Origin of the sequence: Halomonas faecis (genome assembly GCF_010993975.1) — a bacterium.
Taxonomy (GTDB): Bacteria; Pseudomonadota; Gammaproteobacteria; order Pseudomonadales; family Halomonadaceae; genus Halomonas; species Halomonas faecis.
Genome location: NZ_JAACZO010000005.1, coordinates 77,390 through 94,407, shown reverse-complemented (window position 1 = coordinate 94,407; position 17,018 = coordinate 77,390). Strand labels below are relative to the sequence as shown.

Here is a 17,018-nt window from a genome sequence, read left to right as displayed (position 1 = left end):
ACCTTGCTCGTGGCAGACCAACAGGACCTGCTCGAACAGGGCTTCGATCTCATCGGCGTGACCGCTGACGAATCGGGCGAGTGTGGTGAAGTGCGGCACGGTATCGCAGGACAGCGCCTTGAACAGGATATTGGTCTCGCAGCACCACTGTATCTCCCGACTGGAGGTGATGCCCTTGGAGTAGGCGAACAGGATGATCTTGAGCAGGATCGCCGGATCATAGGCAGAGCGACCGGTGTCGTCGTTGCGGTACCTCGGGTGGAACACCGATAGATCCAGCTTGTGTTCGATCAAGTAATGCACCGCGTGCTCGAACGTGCCGGGCTGCAGCTGTTCCAGGTAGTTGATGGCGACCAGAGCGTGCTGATCGTAGTCATAGGGCTTGAACCTGGGCATACCGGCGGCTCTCCGTGGCCTTTTCCTCATCCTACCGGGCGCGGATGGGGTTTTGCTACAGCCTCAACGCTGAGCACAGCGGCGACCTTGGAATGGCGACGAAGGGGCCATGGAAAGGGCGTCCGGCGGCCATCGGCCGCGTACTGCTGCGACTTGTTAATTTTAGCTTCGGGCTGCGCTATAACTCAGACTGACAACCCGCCAAGCAGCACCATCCCACTCCCAGGTTTCGGAGAACGCGACTACCGGCCCTTGGGATTGACCAGAAGTGGTGTACCCCTGACCAGTGACTGTGGTGCTACTATCAAAATTCTGAATGGTTAACTCAGTATCGTTTTTGTACCCGCCTTGGGGAAACCAACTTCCATTACGTTTGGCTGACGAGATCGCGTCGATTTGGGATTTCTTGGATTGGACACCACGCTCGGTAGTGACCGTAAAATCGTCTGCCTGGACCCGAGCAAGGTGCTCAACGTCACCTGCGAAAAAAGCCGAGTACCAGTTTTCTCGTACTTGTTTCAGATCTTCGTGATGCATGGACTGCTCCCTGTCTTTAGAAATTAACGTTGCGTTCAGCCACCGAGGGCCGCGTCGCGGCCCTATGTCGGCTAGAACGCAGGGTTAGAAGGCGGCTCACCAAACCATCGGTGAAACGAATGCGGCAATCGCTCTTCCGCTATCCCTCGCGCAGCGAATATCTCGAACGCGAAATTCCTAATTATCACAGGGTACTCTACCGCACTTTCGAGCGACAACGTTTCAAAGGCTGACATATCGGCCAAGCCGTGAATGTACACAGGTCCTGCTAGCTCAATCGTTTCGTGCGAGGAAACAAAGTGCATGAGTGCATTTCTGTGGTCCTTCAGATCCAGGAAGCGCTTCACGTTTGGCGTGGACGGGTTGAGCTTCTGACCCAGCACCTTTTTCGGCCATTCCTTTATCTTCGCCTCCAACGAAGCCCGCCCCTCAATGTCCTTCAGCACGCGCTCTCGGTGAACGCGATAGTCGTCTTCTTCTATCACGACACGAAAGAATGCATTGATGAACGTCTCCACCACTGATACCGCTAGGAACAGCGCCAGTGCGAGCTCCTGTTTCTGCACCGCATCAGATGCGTCGGTCGGTACTCGTCGTATTTGCCGCTTGAGGCATTCGTAGTAATGCCATATCAGCGAATGTGGACTAGCCAAGCTTCGGGAATCTGCCATGCCCCCTCCTTCTAACGCCGCGCTCTGCGGCAATTTTAGAGCGCAGCGAAAAAATTGTCCGGCAGCAGCGCCTTGTTAGCATTTAGAAAATTACAAGACTCATAGGTCTTGGATTTTTGATCGCAACCGACTAACCAGAACGGCATCAGTTGAAGACCTCGTATTCATTGCTCTAATCCAATCAATGGCCTTACCGCCAATATCCCTGCTAGGATCTGCATTTTTTAATATATATTGGGCAATCCATAAACCGAAAGGAACATAAGGATTGCCGGTCATGGCTGTAGCCACCGCCACACCTCCTAGACCGAGAATATCTAATCTATTAATTCTATCCTGATTGTGCTCGAATCTTCTGATTCTCTCATTTAGAGCAGCAATTTCTTCACTGGGGTCTTCAAGACCAGTCACTCCCCTCAAATACCCGCCCAATCTATCAATGTCACTTGACGTAAAAACATCATCTACCTCCAAAACAGGGGCATCATTGTTAAGTGTTAGAAGCCCTTCCATAAACGGTTCGAGTGATTTTACTGGGTTTAGAAGAGGAGCATTTTCAACGCCGGAGTATAGACTTGCACATAGATTTGCTGCATTAAAATCAGAGTAGCCTTCATTTTCTATAGGGCAGTAAGTTGCACCAACGGCGGCAGCCCACTCTACTGACATTGAGCTAGTGATCAACTCAAGTCGTAAATCCCTTCCAGACATGGTATGAATCAATTCACCCAGTATTGTTCCGATACCGTTATTAGCAGTACCCATTCCACCACGGTTGCTTATATTCCTCTCCATCCCAACCCAGCCCTGAGCAAGACTCCTAGCTAGGACCTCCCCTACCGGCTTAATTTTCGGCTCCGAAACGCTTACCAGTAGCCTCAATAAATCTCGTTTAGCGGATGCGCCGAAAGGAGGGTAAAGAAATGGAAGTCTTGCCCTTGTTTCTGCTACTGACGCTGCAGCTAGTCTACGTGAGAGCAATACTGAGTTAGGATCTATCTCTATGGCTTTGGCAATAAAGTTCAGATTATAGCGTTGGATTGATTGCGGAAGGATGAATTGTACTCTTCCACGTGCAACCAAATCCAAAAGCTCTGTCTCATGCACATTGAAAGCTTCCAATGCCGAAACAAAGTGAGTTGCGAGAGGCATTGAAATGACTAAGCGTTGATATATGGGAAGGTAGTTTCTGATATTCTTAGGAGGAAAAGCCGTGGCGTCAATAAAACATGCGGAGGTTGTTTTCAAGAAAGACGGTTGTAGCACATCTTCCCTTGAGTAGATATCCGATGAGAATACATTGACTCGGTTGTCAACCCAGAATTCCTCATCTTCTTCATAGGAAGACAAAACGCTATTAGGAACTCTATCTTTTATGCGCTCACTTAGGATAAGAGTCAATTTATCGGAAGATTCTTTTAATGCTTTATCTTTATTTGGTTCTGAATGTTCTGAAGGGTCAACAACCTCGATGTCGAAATCTATCCCGATATTTGCGAAGGCAATATTCATCTCATTTTCTTCGTTTTGCGTTAGCAGCCTGTTTACGCTAACGACGACTTTCCCTGCACCAGATTCAATTGCACTAAGTGGAAATGATTTAGGCAGAGTAATATACAACTCCCTATATAGCTCAGAGAGTGTAAGCGGCTCTCCAAATAATCTTGCCAGCTCACTTTCACTGCGCTCATTGATCTGCTCGTATCCTTCCGGTACGTCAGACGCTATTTCTACAGGGCAGCAAACAGGTCTGCAGCTGTAGTGAAACCAATCCCTTAATGGCTTCCCATCACTTGTTAATGGGTTCTTATCCAAAGAAGGACATGAAATAAGAAAGCGATCACCTTTTGTCCACAGCCCGGCAAATTCAATATGGGACTGCATGAGAATCAGCGACTCATACGCGTAACGGGCATTGAATTTGTCCATTCTCACCTTCTTTGATAACTGAACACATTTTCGCGGCTTTGTGTTTACCGGAATGCTAACGCCTTGCTCACCGGTAAATTATGAGCGCAGCGAGTAATCTATCCGAGTGCAGCAATTCGTTAAGTGCGTTCACCTTTTAACCTCCGAAGCATGTCACTCCCTCTTTCCAGTAGGTCTTCATAGGTTATAATCTTTAACTTACCGTTAAATAGTATATTTCTTCTGCGCAATCGCTCTTTGTCTAATTCAGATAAACTATCTTTTCTTCCAATCACGACAAAACCTGACGGCGAATAAAGACCGTTCAGCGAAGTTCTCGCATATGAGTTGTTTTTATCAATCCAATCTAACCAGTCCAATATTTGCTGTTCAGCATGCACCAGATGACTAGTTGGATTTCCAGATTTTGTATACAGCTTAAGATTTGAGGATTCCAGCTCTACCACGTCACATGAACCATCATGTTTTTCCAGTGCATAATCTGTTTCGTACTCACCGCCTAAGCGATGCTTAGGTATTACACGCTTATATTCGAATCCAAAAAGTATTGGATTTTTAGTTAAGTGTGCCTGTATGGAATTTTCATTTCTCTTCTCTGACTCCAATAGCACTGTTAACTCGTCAATTGCCAGCTGTAAGCTCAGTAGCAGTCGATCAGCGCTCTCAAGGTTTGATAATTCTTCTTTAATGGTTTGCCGAATAATTGATATATCAGAGGGCGAATAATGCTTTTCGGGACTAATACTGGATATGAGTTTCTTTGCGCTTTCAAATTCATCAGACTGACGAGACGTTAACTTGTACTTCTCACCTTGAACTTTGAAACCAGTTTCAATCATCTTACGATGTAATTCCGCTAGCTCCTCTTCACAATCTCGAGTGTTTGGATATACGGGAACTTCAGCTACGGCAGCTATAGCCAGAGTGCTTAGGATATCATCTTCGTAATCTTCCTCTAGAACCTGATCCAAAAGATGGCAAACTTCCATCTCTCCACGATCAATATTAAAAGAAAAACATATTATGTGGATTGATCGCTTCCCGCCTTCGTTCGAATAGATGAGCTCTTTTGCGATATTAATTATGTCAAAATTACTCATTCCTGGGCGATCATCATCCTCAGGCTGTAGAGAATGTATAGCATCCGCCAGCTCTTGATTTTCTCCCGTAAGGATTGTGAGCCTACGTTGCTCGTCATTCCATTTCTCTAATCTACTCACCATTACTCCCTGACCACTTAACGACCAAGCTCACCGGCGGTAATGGAGCGCAGCGGAATTGCCGTCCGGTGCAGCGCCTTGTTAGGCTTTACGGATCTCAAACCGATTTAGCTGATAACCCTTAGTCATGCGCTTGAGAGCCCAAGGTGCCCAACGAATCAAAAAGCGCATCGACCAGGGTAGAGGCCGAATCAGCTCCGAACCCGCATCAGCGAATGAGCGCGACTGAATCAAGGTAAGGCCCAGACGTTCCAGTTCCCGTGGATCATCAACCGCCCACCTGAACCAGCTGCTTTTAGGCAGATGCTTCATGGCATCGTGCTTGGCCTGCCCATCGACCATGGCCTTTGGCGTTGTATCCATGAGCAGCCAGGATCCTGCCGGAAACCCCGAGACAAGCTGACGAACCGCCCGCTCCGCGTCGGCAGCAGCGAGGTAGATCAGCACGGCTTCCGATACGAAGCAGAAAGGACCGCCAGTTTCACGGATGTGCTGTACCCAGTTAGCGTCCAGAACACTTGCTGCAACCATTGTTTGCCGTTCGCTATCGGCGAAGAAGCGCCGCCGCAGCGCTATCGTGTCGGGCAGATCCAGATCGAACCAGCGTACGCTACCGTTATCGACGCGCTCGAATCGCGTATTCAGACCACAGCCAATCTCAACAACGGTTCCCCGGGGATGTGTGGCGATAAACTCCTTCACATCGTCATCTAACATTCTGGTGCGGAGCACGCTGCCCAGCAAGGATTGACCCTTCTCCCATTTCGAGAAGTCGTACGCGAGCTGATCGACAATTTCAACGGCACGTGGGTCGTTAATCAGTCCGCTGCCTTGGCGCGTGGCAACCGCACGGCCAAGAAGTGGAATTAGCAGCGTTTCCTGCACAGGGCCGAGCGATATGTTCGTTTTATCCATTACGTTTTCCGAGCTTCCTAAAGCCTAACAGCGTATTGAATAGCCCACTCATTTATCCACTTGAACGCGCTGGCGCGTTCAACAATGTTATCTAGCCTGCCTTTCTCACTGTAACCCATTGATATCTCTTGAGGCTAAGAATAGCTAGGCAATCTATGCAGAATTCGCGAGCGTGCTGCCTTTGCCACCCTGACCGGTTTTCACCTTTGGCTGCCGTCCCCTGCCCCTCTGCTGTCGCTGACCGTCACGCAGTCGATTTGTTGGCTCTTACCGTTCGCTCTCGCAAGCCGCTTACAATCGTACACATACGGCCAGCCTAGACGCTCTACTACGCTGGCACCAGAACCCAGGTCAAACGTCAGCCGAAAAGACGAGAGCCAGCGCATGGCGCTGGCTCTCGTCGTAGCGGCCTCGCTTAGCAAGGTCGCCTTCGCTGTCGTGACGACGGATCAGAAGTCGAAGAACACCGTCTCGCCTTCCCCCTGCAGCTTGATATCGAGGCGGTAGCGCACCTTGCCGTCGATCTCTTCGCGCTTGGCGATGAGGGTCTGGCGGCGGGTCGGCGATTCGACGCGCGAGAGCACCGGGCAGGCGGCGTTGGCCTCGGCTTCGTCCTCGAAGTAGAGGCGCGTCTGCAGGTGGATGTTGATGCCTCGGGCGAAGATCGAGAGATTGACGTGCGGGGCCATCACCCGGCCGTCGGCGCAGGTCACCGGGCCCGGCTTGACGGTCTTCAGCGACCATTCGCTGCCGTGGTCGAAGGTGGAGGCGGTGCGCCCGAAGCTGTTGAACGGCTTGTTCAGGTCGTACTCGGGCTGGTACACGCCGTTGGCGTCGGCCTGCCACGCCTCGAGAAAGGCGTCGCGCACCAGGTCACCGTTGCCGTCGATCACGGTGCCGACGATCTCGATGGGCTCACCCTCGGCTCCGTCACGAGCCATCTCGTTCCAGATCTCCTCATCACGGGTCGGGTTGCCCGCGGCGGCCAGGGCCAGGCCGATGTGCACGTAGGGCCCGGCGGTCTGGGAGGCGGTTTCGCGCAGCATCAGTTCGCTGGCGGGAACGCTGTTCGGTTGTTTCATCTCGGTTCCCTCCTCACTGATTCTCGAAATAGGTTTGCAGCTCGCCGCGGACCACCAGGTCGAAGCGGTAGGCCAGGCAGTCCATGGGCTTGCTGCGCGCCATGTCGAGCCGCCCGATCATGGTTTCGACGGCGTCCGGGTCGTTGATGGTATGGACGATGGGGCACAGCGGAATCAGCGGGTCGCCCTCGAAATACATCTGGGTGATCAGGCGCGTGGAGATCGACGGCCCCATCACCGATACGTGGATGTGCGAGGGGCGCCAGCTGTTGGGGTCGTTGGGCCAGGGATAGGGGCCGGGCTTGATGGTGCGAAAGCGATACCAGCCCTCTTCGTCGGTGAGGCAGCGCCCCACGCCGCCGAAGTTGGGGTCGAGCGGGGCCAGGTAGTTGTCGTTCTTGTGGCGATAGCGGCCGCCGGCGTTGGCCTGCCACATCTCCACCAGGGTATGCGGTACCGGTTTGCCGAACTGGTCGACCACGCGGCCGAACATGATGATGCGTTCGCCCACCGGCAACCCCTCGCCCTGACTGAAGTTCAACAGCAGGTCGTTGTCATGGGGCCCCATGCGCAGATGGCGGAAATCCGGCCCGCTGCGTTCGGAGATCGTGGGGTGCTGCAGGCTCACCAGGGCCTGCCGCGGCGAGCGCGCTACGGTGGTCTTGTAACCCGGTGCATACGCGGGTGGATGCCAGTTGCGGTCGCGCTCGACGAAGCGCTTGTTGTCGTCTTGCATGGCGTGTCGTCTCTGGGGTTGTCGGTTGAGTGCCTTGGCAGTGTGGCGCGGTGTCGTCAGGTCGCCAATTGACGTCTCTGCGTCGATGCATAACCGATGGGTTATATCACCGCGCCCGGGGTGTCGGCGGCCACCTCGCGCAGAATCTCGCAGAAGGCGTCCAGAGCCAGCGAGGGTTCGAGGCTGGCGTTGGTGCACAGCCCCACCGAGCCGCCCTGCCGTTCCAGGCTCAGGCCAAGCTCGACGAGCCGCTCTTCGTCCAGCGCCGCGCGCACCGCTTCCTCCGGCACCACCCAGATGGCGTCGCTGCCCAGGGTGACGCCCTGACCGAGCGGCAGCGACAGGGTTTCGAGCAGCGTCTCGGGCAGCGCCAGGGCATGGCGCACGCAGAAGCTGTCGACCTGCTGGCGCAAGGTGGTCTGCGGAGGTGGAAGAATCCAGGGATGGGCGACCAGCGCCTCGGCGGGCAGAGGATCCACCCCGGCCAGCGGATGACCGGCGCGCACCACCAGCAGCAGCCGCTCGTAGTAGAGGTGTTCGAAGGCAAGGTCGCGGATCTCGCGCGCCTCGGTCATGCGCCCCACCACCAGGTCCAGCTCGCCGCGGCGCAGCCGCGAGAGCAGAAAGGCGCTGGGGCCGGAAACCACGTTGATGCCGACGCCCGGCGGGCCATCGGCCTGAAAGCGGCGTACGGCCTCGGGCAGCAGACGGCTCTCCACCGTGGAGAGTGCGCCCACGTTCAGCCAGCGAGCCCCCTGGCCGCTACCGCCCACCGCGCCGATGCCCTCCTCCAGGGCTCGCAGCGCCGGGCCGGCATGACGCAGCAGGGTGAGCCCTGCCTGGGTGAGAGCCACGCCCCGCGCGGTGCGCTCGAAGAGTGACGCTTCGAGGATCTCCTCGAGCTCGCGGATCGTCTTGGACATGCCCGGCTGGGTGATCGCCAGGCGGTCGGCGGCGCGGGCGAAGCTGCGCTGGCGGGCCACCTCGAGAAAAGCCTGCAGATGACGCAGCTTGATGCGGGCGTTGAGCATGCACGGCTCCCTGGAGCGGAGGGGCACAGGCCCCGCCGCCTCAACGGTCACTCGAGGGGCGTACCCCAGCCGAGCTTCTTGGCCAGGGCAAAGGCGTGGTTGGCTGCCGGCACGCCGGCGTAGATCGCCACGTGCAGTAGCACCTGGCGCAGCTCCGCCTCGCTCAGGCCGATGCGCTTGGCGGTCTTGAGGTGCAGTTCGAGCTCCTCGCGGCCCAGCGCGGCGAGAATGCCGGTGGTGATCAGGCTACGCTCGCGGCGGGTCAGGTCGTCGTTGCCCCACAGCTCGCCCCACGCCAGGCGGGTGATCATCTGCTGGAAGGGAGCGTCGAGACTGGTGGCGTTCTCGCTGGCGCGCGCGACATGTGCCTCGCCGAGTACCTGCTTGCGGGTTTCGAGCCCCTCTGCGTAGCTCACGCCCTGCTCGCCCACCGCGCTGCGATCCGCGACGAGCCACAAACGCAGGCGCTTGGCCATGGCTTCGGGGCTCTCCACCGAGGGCACATGGGCGAAGCCCTGGAGGATCTCCAGCGGTGCGCCGTCGCACTCGGCAGCAAGCGCTTCCAGGGTCTCCGGAGGCGTGGCCACGTCGTCGCTGCCGCCGAGCAGGTGCACCGGCACCCCGTTGCCGCCGAGTTTGCCACGAAAGTCGCTCTTGCCAAGCATTTCGCACAGCCGCGCGTAGGACTGCGCATCGGTGCGTGCCATCTGGGTGCGCCAGCCGCTCTCCAGCGCCGGCTCGGTCTTGAGGCGCTGGGCGGAGAACCAGCGCGGCACGATCTCACCGGAGATCGCCGCCAGGCCCTCGTCACGCACGCGGCTCGCCCGGGTCGTCCACAGCTCGGGGGTGCCGATCACCGCGCCGGTGTTGGTCAGCACGACCGAGAGCAGCCGCTGCGCATGCTCGGCGAGCAGCTGCTGGCCGACCACACCGCCGATGGAGGTGCCGACGAAGTGGAAGCGCCTGGCGCCGGCATGCTCGGCCAGCGCCAGCGCCTCGGCAGCCAGCGCCGCCGGGGCAATCTCATCGGCATCCGCGGGCCAAGCCTCGCTGGCGCCGTGGCCGGGCAGATCCCAGGTGAGCACGCGGTAGTGCGGCAGCAGCGCCGGCAGCAGGTCGTCCCATACCGCCTGGGTCATGCCCAGTGGATGGGCCAGCAGCACCAGCGGATTGGCCTCGGCGCCCAGCAGGCGGTAAGCGATGCTGCGGCCGTTGATCTCCAGAAATGCCATAAAACACTCTCCCATCCCCAGGCGTCGAATTATCGCTCGGCGCCTGATTGGAAATAGCGGTAAGACGGAAGATGGTGGGGTCTCTTCCCTCTTCCTTCTTCCCTCTTCTTTCTTACGCCCTTTCTATCAGGGTCGCGATGCCCTGCCCCACGCCCACGCACATGGTGCACAGAGCGTAGCGCTTGCCGCTGTTGTGGAGCTCGAAGGCCGCCGTCGTCAACAGCCGCGCACCGGACATGCCCAGCGGATGACCGAGCGCGATGCCGCCGCCGTTGGGATTGACCCGGGGGTCGTCGTCGGCAATGCCCAGCTCGCGCAGGCAGGCCAGCGCCTGGGAGGCGAACGCCTCGTTGAGCTCGATGACGTCGATCTCGTCCAGCGACACGCCCAGCCGACCGAGCAGCTTGTTCACCGCCGGCACCGGGCCCATGCCCATGGTGCGCGGCTCGACGCCGGCGGTGGCCATGCCGAGGATCCGGGCCATGGGGGCAAGGCCGTGCGCGTCCACCGCTGCCTGGCTGGCCACCAGCATCGCCGCGGCGCCGTCGTTGACGCCCGAGGCGTTGCCGGCGGTAACGCTGCCGCCCTCGCGAAAGGGGGTGGGCAGTTTGGCCAGCTTCTCCAGGGTGGTGCCGGGCCGCAGGTGTTCGTCCTGATCGAAGACCAGCGGTTCCTGCTTGCGCCGCGGGATCTCGATGGCGGTGATCTCCTGGGCGAAGCGACCGGCCTGTTGGGCGCGTTCGGCCTTGTGCTGGGAGCGCAGGGCGAAGGCGTCCTGATCCTCGCGGGAAATCCGATACTGCTCGGCGACGTTCTCCGCGGTCTCCGGCATGGAGTCGACGCCGTACTGGCGTTTCATCAAGGGATTGACGAAACGCCAGCCGATGGTGGTGTCTTCGATGGCTTGGCCGCGGGAGAAGGCGCTCTCCGCCTTGCCCAGCACGTAGGGCGCGCGCGACATCGACTCCACGCCGCCGGCCAGGGCCAGCTCGAACTCGCCGGCCTTGATGGCGCGGAAGGCGGTGCCCACGGCGTCCATCCCCGAGCCGCACAGACGGTTCATGGTGGTGCCCGGCACGGCGGTGGGCAGGCCGGCCAGCAGTGCCGACATGCGCGCCACGTTGCGGTTGTCCTCGCCGGCCTGGTTGGCGCAGCCCATGATCACCTCGTCGATGGCGGCGGGGTCGAGCCCGGGCGCCTCGGCGAGCACCGCGCGGAAGATCGTCGCGGCGAAGTCGTCGGGGCGCACCGCCGCCAGGGTGCCGCCGAAGCGGCCCACCGCGGTGCGCCGTGGATGACACAGGAATACGTCGCTCATGAGGGCTCCTCGTTATTGACCCGAATGCTTGCGGTCGGTCCGCTGCTTCAGCTCGCGCAGGATCTCCAGCTCGTGGGCCGAGGGCTCCGGGGTGCTTTCGAGCTCGTCGGCAAAGCGGATCTCCCAGCCGGTCGCCTCGATCACGTCTTCGCGGGTCACGCCGGGGTGCAGCGATACCACGGTGAGCTCCTTGGTCTCGGGGTCGGGCTTGAGCACACACAGGTCGGTGATCACCCGGGTCGGTCCGCGGCCGATGTTGGGCACGCCGTCGCGCCCCTTGCCGTCGCGGCCGAAGCCCAGGGTGGTCACGAAGTCCACGTCCTTCACGAAGGTGCGCTTGGAATGCTTGAGGGTGATGAAGACCTCGTGAGCGTTGGTGGCGATTTCCGGTGCCCCGCCACCGCCCGGCAGGCGCACCTTGGGATCATGGTAGTCGCCGATCAGGGTGGTGTTGAGGTTGGCGTAGCGGTCGATCTGCGCCGTGCCCAGAAAACCCACGCTGACGTGACCGCCCTGCAGCCAGTAGCGAAACATCTCCGGCACCGAGACGGTAGTCAGTGCCGACTCGCACAGCTCGCCGTCGCCGATGGAGAGCGGCAGCACTTCGGGCTTGGTCTGCAGGGTGCCGGACTCGTAGATCAGCACCACGTCGGGAGCGTGCGTCAGGCGCGCCAGGTTGGCCGCTTCGCTGGGCAAGCCGATGCCCACGAAGCAGGTCATGCCGTTCTCCAGAGCCCGGGCGGCGGTGACGGTCATCATCTCCGAGGAGGTGTAGTCGAGGCTCATTGGGTCGCTCCTCCGGCATTGTAGACGTGGTCGTCGAGCCACTGGGTGAAGGCGTCGCGGTCGCGGGCGATGGCGTCCCACTCCTTGTAGAAGCGGTTGTTGCGGTCGTAGTAGCCGTGAGCGTAGGAGGGCAGCGAGCCCCGCTCGGCCACGGCGATGGCGCTGATCGCCCAGCCGGGGATCACGCAGGCGTTGGGTTCGACGTCCAGCTCGTCGACGACCTCTTCGACGGTGACGATGCTGTGCTTGGCGGCCAACACCGCCTCTTTCTGCACGCCGATGATGCCTTCCACCAGAACGTTACCGGCACGATCGGCCTTCTGGGCATGGACGATGGAGACATCCGGACGGATGGAAGGCACCGCCGCCAGGCGCTCGCCGGTGAAGGGGCACTCGATGAACTTGATCTGGTCGTTGACCTTGGGCAGATCGCTGCCCACGTAGCCGCGCAGCACGGCCATCGGCAGGCCCGCCGCGCCCGCCTCGAAGGCGCAGGCCATGGCGGCGTGGCTGTGCTCGAGGATCTCGATCCGGCGTGGCCAGCCCTTCTCCACGGCGTCGCGCAGGCGATGCAGCGACCCCACGCCGGGGTTGCCGCCCCACGAGAAGATCACCTTCCTGGCGCAGCCGGCACCGATCAGTTGGTCGTAGATCAGATCGGGCGTCATGCGGATCAGGGTGAGATCGCGCTTGCCCTGGCGGATGACCTCGTGCCCCGCCGCAAAGGGGATGAGATGGGTGAAGCCCTCCATGGCCACCGTGGCGCCATCCTCCACGTAGCGCGCCACGGCATCATGCAGGCTGAGAATCTCGGCCATTGTGGTTGCCTCTCGCTGATTCGCCAGGAGCCAGCGGCAATAGACCGACCGGCTCGCCAATTTGTTCGTTTTGCGAACATAGGTTTGTGATACGAACAAACTAATCCCCAAAGCGGGAAGCGTCAAACGCCACGGCTCCGAAACGAAAAAGGGGGAAGGTCTGGCCTTCCCCCTTGAATTTCGCCGATTCCCTTTTTCATCAGTGCATTACGTCTCTTCCAGCCAGGCGATGGCACGCTGGACCTGCCGCTGGCTGCTACCAAGGTATAAAGCAGGGTCCGTGGTCTGAGCCAAGGTCTCGGGCGCGAGGCGGCCCGCCACTTCGGGATGGGCGCCCAGCACCTCCGCGTAGGGGCGACCCGACTCGCGCGCCGCCTCGGCGGCCTCGGCACTGATACGCTTGGCGGCGTCCTGGCCCAGCACCGGTGCCAGCAGCTTCGAGGCCGGTTCGGCCATGATGCCGCCACCGGTGGCCGCCAGGTTGCGCGCCATGGCTTCCGGGTGCACCTCGAGCCCTTCGAGCAATACCGCGGTTTGCTCGAGCGCCCCCTCCACCAGCAGGGCGGCGTCGATGAGCGGCGCCCACTCGGCGTGCCACTCGCCCAGGCCGCGCTCCAGCGGCTGGGCCGCGGCATTGAGGATCACCGTGGCGTGACCGTGCACCTGGCGGGCGGCGCCACGGATCAGCGCACAGCGCACCGGGTTGCGCTTGTGCGGCATGGAGGAGGATTCGCCCATCCCTTCACCGGCCGGCTCCGCCACCTCGCCGATCTCGGTCTGGGTGAGCAGGGCGACATCCAGCGCCAGCTTCTCGGCGGCCCCGGACACGGCATCCAGGGCAGTGGCCAGCGCATGGATCGGCTGTCGGTCGGTATGCCAGGGCAGCACCGGCACGGCGAGCCCCAGCCGCTCGGCCAGGGCATCCATGCAAGCGAGACCCAGGTCGTCCCAGCCCGGCCCGTCTAAACCAGAGTGCACGCCCACGGCCCCGCCGAACTGCACCGGCAGTTCGACAGCGGCCAGTCGACGGCGCGCCTGTTCGAGCCCCAGCGCCCAGTGGGCGACCTTGACGCCGAAGGCGAGGGGCAGCGCCTGCTGCATCAGGGTGCGCCCTACCATGGGCGTGGCGGCGTGCTGCTGCATCAGCGGAATCGCCGCCGTCCGGCAGCGCACGAGCAGGGCATCGATCGCCGCGAGCCGCGGCTCGAGCAGCAGCATCAACGCCGTGTCGAGCACGTCCTGGCTCGTGGCCCCCTGGTGCCAATAACGCTTGAGATCGTCCGGCAACGCAGCACGACCCTGCTTGACGAAGGGAATCGCCGCATTGCCGCCGCTGGCGACACCGGCGGCGATGGCCTCGACATCGAAGGGGTGAGAGGCCAGAACGTCGCGCATTCGCTGGCCGGCCCCTTCGGGTACGGCGCCTCGGGCTTCCTGGACCTCGGCCAGAGCCAGCTCGAAGGTCAGCATGGCCTCCACCAAGGCTTGGGCCTGGCATTCGGTCAAGGCACGGGGGCTCATGAAGGGGTGCTGAAGCAGCGCGGCAGGCATGACGAAAACTCCCATGGGTGGACGAGGCGAAGGATCCCAACTTATAGTTGCACAAATGTTCGCATTTCGAACAATAGGCTAGACCGTCGCCCTCATTACGGGCAACTCGATAAAGGACCGCAGAGGATGGAAACAGTAGAGCAGGATGAGATGTTGACGCCGGACGACCGGGACTTCGTCACGGCGCTGGCCAGCGGCCTCGAGGTGGTCCTGGCCTTCGACGAGGCACACCCGCGCATGACCCTCAGCGAAGTGGCCGGGCGCACCGGCATGAACCGGGCACGCGCACGCCGCTTCCTCCTCACCCTGCACGCGCTGGGTTACGTGCGCAAGCAAGGCCGTTCTTTCGAACTGGCCCCCAAGGTGCTGCAGCTCGGCTACGCGTTTCTCTCGGCCAACAACTACCGCAGCGTGATTCAGCAGGTGCTCGAGGAGATCACCGCCGAGTGTGGGGAATCCTCCTCGCTGGGCGTGCTCGACGGCGACTCGGTGATCTACGTCGCCCGTTCCGCCTCGCGCCACCGGCTGATGGCCATCACCCTCTCGGTGGGTACCCGCCTGCCCGCCGCGCACACCTCCATGGGCCGGGTGCTGCTCGCCCAGCTCGACGACAGCGAGCTCGACGCTTTCCTCGAGCGGGTCACTCTCGAGCGCTACACGGACAAGACCATTACCGACACCGCCGAGCTGCGCCAATGCCTCCTCGAGGTGCGCCGGCAAGGCTACGCCATCGCCGACCAGGAGCTCGATTCGGGCCTGCGCTCCATCGCCGTGCCGGCCTTCGACGCCCACGGCAAGCTACTTGGCGCCATCAACATCAGCACCAACGCCGCCCGGGTCGACTACGACACCTTGCTGCGCGACTACTTGCCGCTGCTGCAGGCCAAGGCGCAAGAGATCCGGCGGCATGTGAGCTGACGACGTGCATTTTTCGAAACACGATTCTAGAATTGCAATTTTCACAGCCAAGGGACAGCCGTCATGGCCGGAAGCCTGATCGAACGTACTCTGGGCGTGCTCGAAGCGCTCTCGGAAGACGCCGAGGGCCTGCCCCTGCTGGTCATCGCCGACCGCCTGGGCATTCCCAAGAGCGCGGCCCACCGCATCTGCAACGAACTGATCCGCCTCGGCCACGTGCGCCAGGACCCGCGCACCCAGCACTACCAGTTGACCACGCGACTGATGGCCCTGGGCTTTCGCTACCTGGCGAGCACCGGAGCGAGCGACGTCATCCAGCCGATCCTCGACCGCCTCGCCGAGACCAGCGGCGAGCTGGTACGCCTGTCGGTGATTGAGGGCAGCCGCCTGACCTGGATCGCCAAGGCCCAGGGGGCGCGCAGCGGCCTGCGCTACGACCCGGACATGGGCAAGGAGGCGCCGCTGTTCTGTACCGCCAGCGGCCACGCCTGGCTGGCCGGCCTTGACGACGCCGAGGCCCTGGCCCTGGTGGAGGCCCAGGGGATGGAGACCGATCACCCGCTGGGCCCTCAGGCGCCACGCAGCAAGGACGAGCTGCTCGACCACCTGCAACGTACCCGGACGCGCAGCTACGCTTGGGTGAGCGATAGCATGGGCCCCGGCACCGCCGCCATGGCCGCCCTGGTGCGCCACCCGGTCGACGGCCATCCCATCGGCGTGCTGAGCATTGCCGGCCCCAGCGTGCGCCTCGACGCCGAACGCGTGCCCGCCCTGGCCGCGCCGCTGCTGACCGCGGCCGAGGAGCTCTCCCAGGCGAGCGCCTCGTCGCGACTCTTCCCCTGACTTCCCCGGCGCTGCCGCGACCCGAGACCCGATGACGGGCCGTCACGGCCCCGCGCCTTGTCGGCAAGGAGCCTGCCGTGCTCGATATCCTCGCCATCACCACCCCCATCTTCTTGCTCATCGCCATTGGCTACCTGGCCATCGCCGGGCGCATCATCACCCGCGAACAGGTGCAAGGGGTGGGGATCTTCGTCATGTACTGCGCCCTGCCGGCGCTGGTGATCCGCGCCCTGACGCAGAATCCCTTGGAGGAGGTCTTCACCCCCCAGTACCTGCTCGCCTATGGGCTGGGCTCGCTCGCGGTCTTCGGTTTGGGCCTGCTGCTGACCCTCGCCTGGCAGCGCCAGCCGCTGAGCAATGGGGCCATCCAGGCGCTGGGCATGGCCGCCGCCAACAGCGGCTTTATCGGCTATCCGGTCGCCGCCATGGTGCTGGGCTCGCCGGCCGCAGTGTTCCTGGCGCTCAACATGCTGATCGAGAACCTGCTGATCATTCCCGCGGCGCTGATTCTCGCCGAGCTGGGCAACCAGAGCGGCGCAGGCCTCGCCGAGACCCTGCGCCAGACCGCCCGGCGCCTGGGTCGCAACCCCGTCCTCATCGGCCTGCTGATCGGCGTGGTGATCGCGGTCTCGGGCGTGCCGGTGCCAGGGCCGCTGGCCCGGACCATCGACATGCTCGCCAGTGCCGCCGGCCCGGCGGCCCTCTTCGTGATCGGCGCCTCGCTGTTTCGCCTGCAGGTCAAGGGCCTGCTCGGCGATGTCGCCCAGATCGTCACCGGCAAGCTCATCCTACACCCCCTGGCGGTTCTCGGCGTCTTCCTGCTGATGCCGGAGATGGACCCCACCCTGCTCACCGGCGCCCTGCTCTTCGCCTGCGCACCGATGATCAGCGTCTATCCGCTGTTCGGACAGCGCTTTGGCATGGGCGGCGTGGGCGCCGCCGCCCTGATGGTCGCCACCCTGTTCTCCTTCGTGACCCTCAGCGTGACCATCGGGCTGCTGCACCTCGCCGGCCTGCTGCCGCCCTGATCCGCCG

17 protein-coding genes are annotated in these 17,018 nt (G+C 61.2%); 3 read left to right on the top strand and 14 right to left on the bottom strand.

Going from position 1 to position 17,018, the window contains the following annotated elements; genetic code table 11:
• From GFD32_RS03580 to GFD32_RS03515, 14 genes are all read right to left on the bottom strand, one after another.
• A partial coding sequence (locus tag GFD32_RS03580) for a transposase (RefSeq protein ID WP_163575192.1) occupies window positions 1-396 on the bottom strand: 396 nt, incomplete at its 3' end.
• Window positions 397-558: 162 nt separating this feature from the next.
• A complete protein-coding gene (locus GFD32_RS03575) occupies window positions 559-933 on the bottom strand; it encodes a nuclear transport factor 2 family protein (RefSeq protein ID WP_163575191.1) in 375 nt (124 codons plus the stop codon).
• A 71-nt stretch (window positions 934-1,004) separates the two neighbouring features.
• Window positions 1,005-1,604, bottom strand: a complete 600-nt coding sequence (locus tag GFD32_RS03570) for a hypothetical protein (protein WP_163575190.1) — start codon at window positions 1,602-1,604, stop codon at window positions 1,005-1,007.
• Window positions 1,605-1,703: 99 nt separating this feature from the next.
• A complete protein-coding gene (locus tag GFD32_RS03565) occupies window positions 1,704-3,533 on the bottom strand; it encodes a hypothetical protein (RefSeq protein ID WP_163575189.1) in 1,830 nt (609 codons plus the stop codon).
• A 119-nt stretch (window positions 3,534-3,652) separates the two neighbouring features.
• Window positions 3,653-4,753, bottom strand: coding sequence for a Shedu anti-phage system protein SduA domain-containing protein (locus tag GFD32_RS03560; protein ID WP_163575188.1), 1,101 nt, complete (start codon window positions 4,751-4,753; stop codon window positions 3,653-3,655).
• Window positions 4,754-4,834: 81 nt separating this feature from the next.
• Entirely contained in the window at window positions 4,835-5,668 is an 834-nt protein-coding gene (locus tag GFD32_RS03555; RefSeq protein WP_163575187.1) for a class I SAM-dependent methyltransferase, read from the bottom strand.
• Window positions 5,669-6,117: 449 nt separating this feature from the next.
• Window positions 6,118-6,750, bottom strand: coding sequence for a protocatechuate 3,4-dioxygenase subunit alpha (gene pcaG, locus GFD32_RS03550; protein ID WP_163575186.1), 633 nt, complete (start codon window positions 6,748-6,750; stop codon window positions 6,118-6,120).
• Between the two features lie 13 nt (window positions 6,751-6,763).
• Window positions 6,764-7,486: a protocatechuate 3,4-dioxygenase subunit beta gene (pcaH, locus tag GFD32_RS03545; protein WP_163575185.1), complete on the bottom strand. Its 723-nt coding sequence runs from the start codon at window positions 7,484-7,486 to the stop codon at window positions 6,764-6,766.
• Between the two features lie 101 nt (window positions 7,487-7,587).
• On the bottom strand, window positions 7,588-8,517 hold the full coding sequence (gene pcaQ / locus GFD32_RS03540) for a pca operon transcription factor PcaQ (RefSeq protein WP_163575184.1): 930 nt from the start codon (window positions 8,515-8,517) through the stop codon (window positions 7,588-7,590).
• Between the two features lie 47 nt (window positions 8,518-8,564).
• Window positions 8,565-9,749, bottom strand: a complete 1,185-nt coding sequence (gene pcaDC / locus GFD32_RS03535) for a bifunctional 3-oxoadipate enol-lactonase/4-carboxymuconolactone decarboxylase PcaDC (RefSeq protein ID WP_163575183.1) — start codon at window positions 9,747-9,749, stop codon at window positions 8,565-8,567.
• Window positions 9,750-9,861: 112 nt separating this feature from the next.
• The gene (gene pcaF, locus GFD32_RS03530; protein WP_163575182.1) at window positions 9,862-11,067 is read right to left on the bottom strand and encodes a 3-oxoadipyl-CoA thiolase; all 1,206 of its coding nucleotides are present in this window, start codon (window positions 11,065-11,067) and stop codon (window positions 9,862-9,864) included.
• Window positions 11,068-11,079: 12 nt separating this feature from the next.
• Window positions 11,080-11,853, bottom strand: coding sequence for a CoA-transferase subunit beta (locus GFD32_RS03525; protein WP_163575181.1), 774 nt, complete (start codon window positions 11,851-11,853; stop codon window positions 11,080-11,082).
• A complete protein-coding gene (locus tag GFD32_RS03520) occupies window positions 11,850-12,671 on the bottom strand; it encodes a CoA transferase subunit A (protein WP_163575180.1) in 822 nt (273 codons plus the stop codon). The genes GFD32_RS03525 and GFD32_RS03520 overlap by 4 nt, the downstream gene beginning before the upstream one ends.
• A gap of 207 nt (window positions 12,672-12,878) precedes the next feature.
• Complete coding sequence (locus GFD32_RS03515) at window positions 12,879-14,222, bottom strand: class-II fumarase/aspartase family protein (protein WP_163575179.1); 1,344 nt, start codon at window positions 14,220-14,222, stop codon at window positions 12,879-12,881.
• Between the two features lie 126 nt (window positions 14,223-14,348).
• On the opposite strand from GFD32_RS03515, the gene GFD32_RS03510 reads away from it, so the two are divergent.
• The 3 genes from GFD32_RS03510 (at window position 14,349) to GFD32_RS03500 (ending at window position 17,011) form a co-directional block, all read left to right on the top strand.
• Window positions 14,349-15,140, top strand: a complete 792-nt coding sequence (locus tag GFD32_RS03510) for an IclR family transcriptional regulator domain-containing protein (RefSeq protein WP_163575178.1) — start codon at window positions 14,349-14,351, stop codon at window positions 15,138-15,140.
• A 63-nt stretch (window positions 15,141-15,203) separates the two neighbouring features.
• Complete coding sequence (locus GFD32_RS03505; RefSeq protein ID WP_163575177.1) at window positions 15,204-15,983, top strand: IclR family transcriptional regulator; 780 nt, start codon at window positions 15,204-15,206, stop codon at window positions 15,981-15,983.
• A 77-nt stretch (window positions 15,984-16,060) separates the two neighbouring features.
• Window positions 16,061-17,011 (top strand): AEC family transporter, encoded by a 951-nt coding sequence (locus GFD32_RS03500; protein ID WP_163575176.1) that lies wholly within the window; start codon window positions 16,061-16,063, stop codon window positions 17,009-17,011.
• Window positions 17,012-17,018: the final 7 nt, after the last annotated feature.

What these genes read in the sequence shown, in the direction of transcription:
- GFD32_RS03575 (WP_163575191.1), bottom strand. Translation starts at nt 933, where the DNA reads ATGCATCACGAAGATCTGAAACAAGTACGAGAAAACTGGTACTCGGCT.
- GFD32_RS03570 (WP_163575190.1), bottom strand. Translation starts at nt 1,604, where the DNA reads ATGGCAGATTCCCGAAGCTTGGCTAGTCCACATTCGCTGATATGGCAT.
- GFD32_RS03565 (WP_163575189.1), bottom strand. Translation starts at nt 3,533, where the DNA reads ATGGACAAATTCAATGCCCGTTACGCGTATGAGTCGCTGATTCTCATG.
- GFD32_RS03555 (WP_163575187.1), bottom strand. Translation starts at nt 5,668, where the DNA reads ATGGATAAAACGAACATATCGCTCGGCCCTGTGCAGGAAACGCTGCTA.
- pcaG (WP_163575186.1), bottom strand. Translation starts at nt 6,750, where the DNA reads ATGAAACAACCGAACAGCGTTCCCGCCAGCGAACTGATGCTGCGCGAA.
- pcaH (WP_163575185.1), bottom strand. Translation starts at nt 7,486, where the DNA reads ATGCAAGACGACAACAAGCGCTTCGTCGAGCGCGACCGCAACTGGCAT.
- pcaQ (WP_163575184.1), bottom strand. Translation starts at nt 8,517, where the DNA reads ATGCTCAACGCCCGCATCAAGCTGCGTCATCTGCAGGCTTTTCTCGAG.
- pcaDC (WP_163575183.1), bottom strand. Translation starts at nt 9,749, where the DNA reads ATGGCATTTCTGGAGATCAACGGCCGCAGCATCGCTTACCGCCTGCTG.
- pcaF (WP_163575182.1), bottom strand. Translation starts at nt 11,067, where the DNA reads ATGAGCGACGTATTCCTGTGTCATCCACGGCGCACCGCGGTGGGCCGC.
- GFD32_RS03525 (WP_163575181.1), bottom strand. Translation starts at nt 11,853, where the DNA reads ATGAGCCTCGACTACACCTCCTCGGAGATGATGACCGTCACCGCCGCC.
- GFD32_RS03520 (WP_163575180.1), bottom strand. Translation starts at nt 12,671, where the DNA reads ATGGCCGAGATTCTCAGCCTGCATGATGCCGTGGCGCGCTACGTGGAG.
- GFD32_RS03515 (WP_163575179.1), bottom strand. Translation starts at nt 14,222, where the DNA reads ATGCCTGCCGCGCTGCTTCAGCACCCCTTCATGAGCCCCCGTGCCTTG.
- GFD32_RS03510 (WP_163575178.1), top strand. Translation starts at nt 14,349, where the DNA reads ATGGAAACAGTAGAGCAGGATGAGATGTTGACGCCGGACGACCGGGAC.
- GFD32_RS03505 (WP_163575177.1), top strand. Translation starts at nt 15,204, where the DNA reads ATGGCCGGAAGCCTGATCGAACGTACTCTGGGCGTGCTCGAAGCGCTC.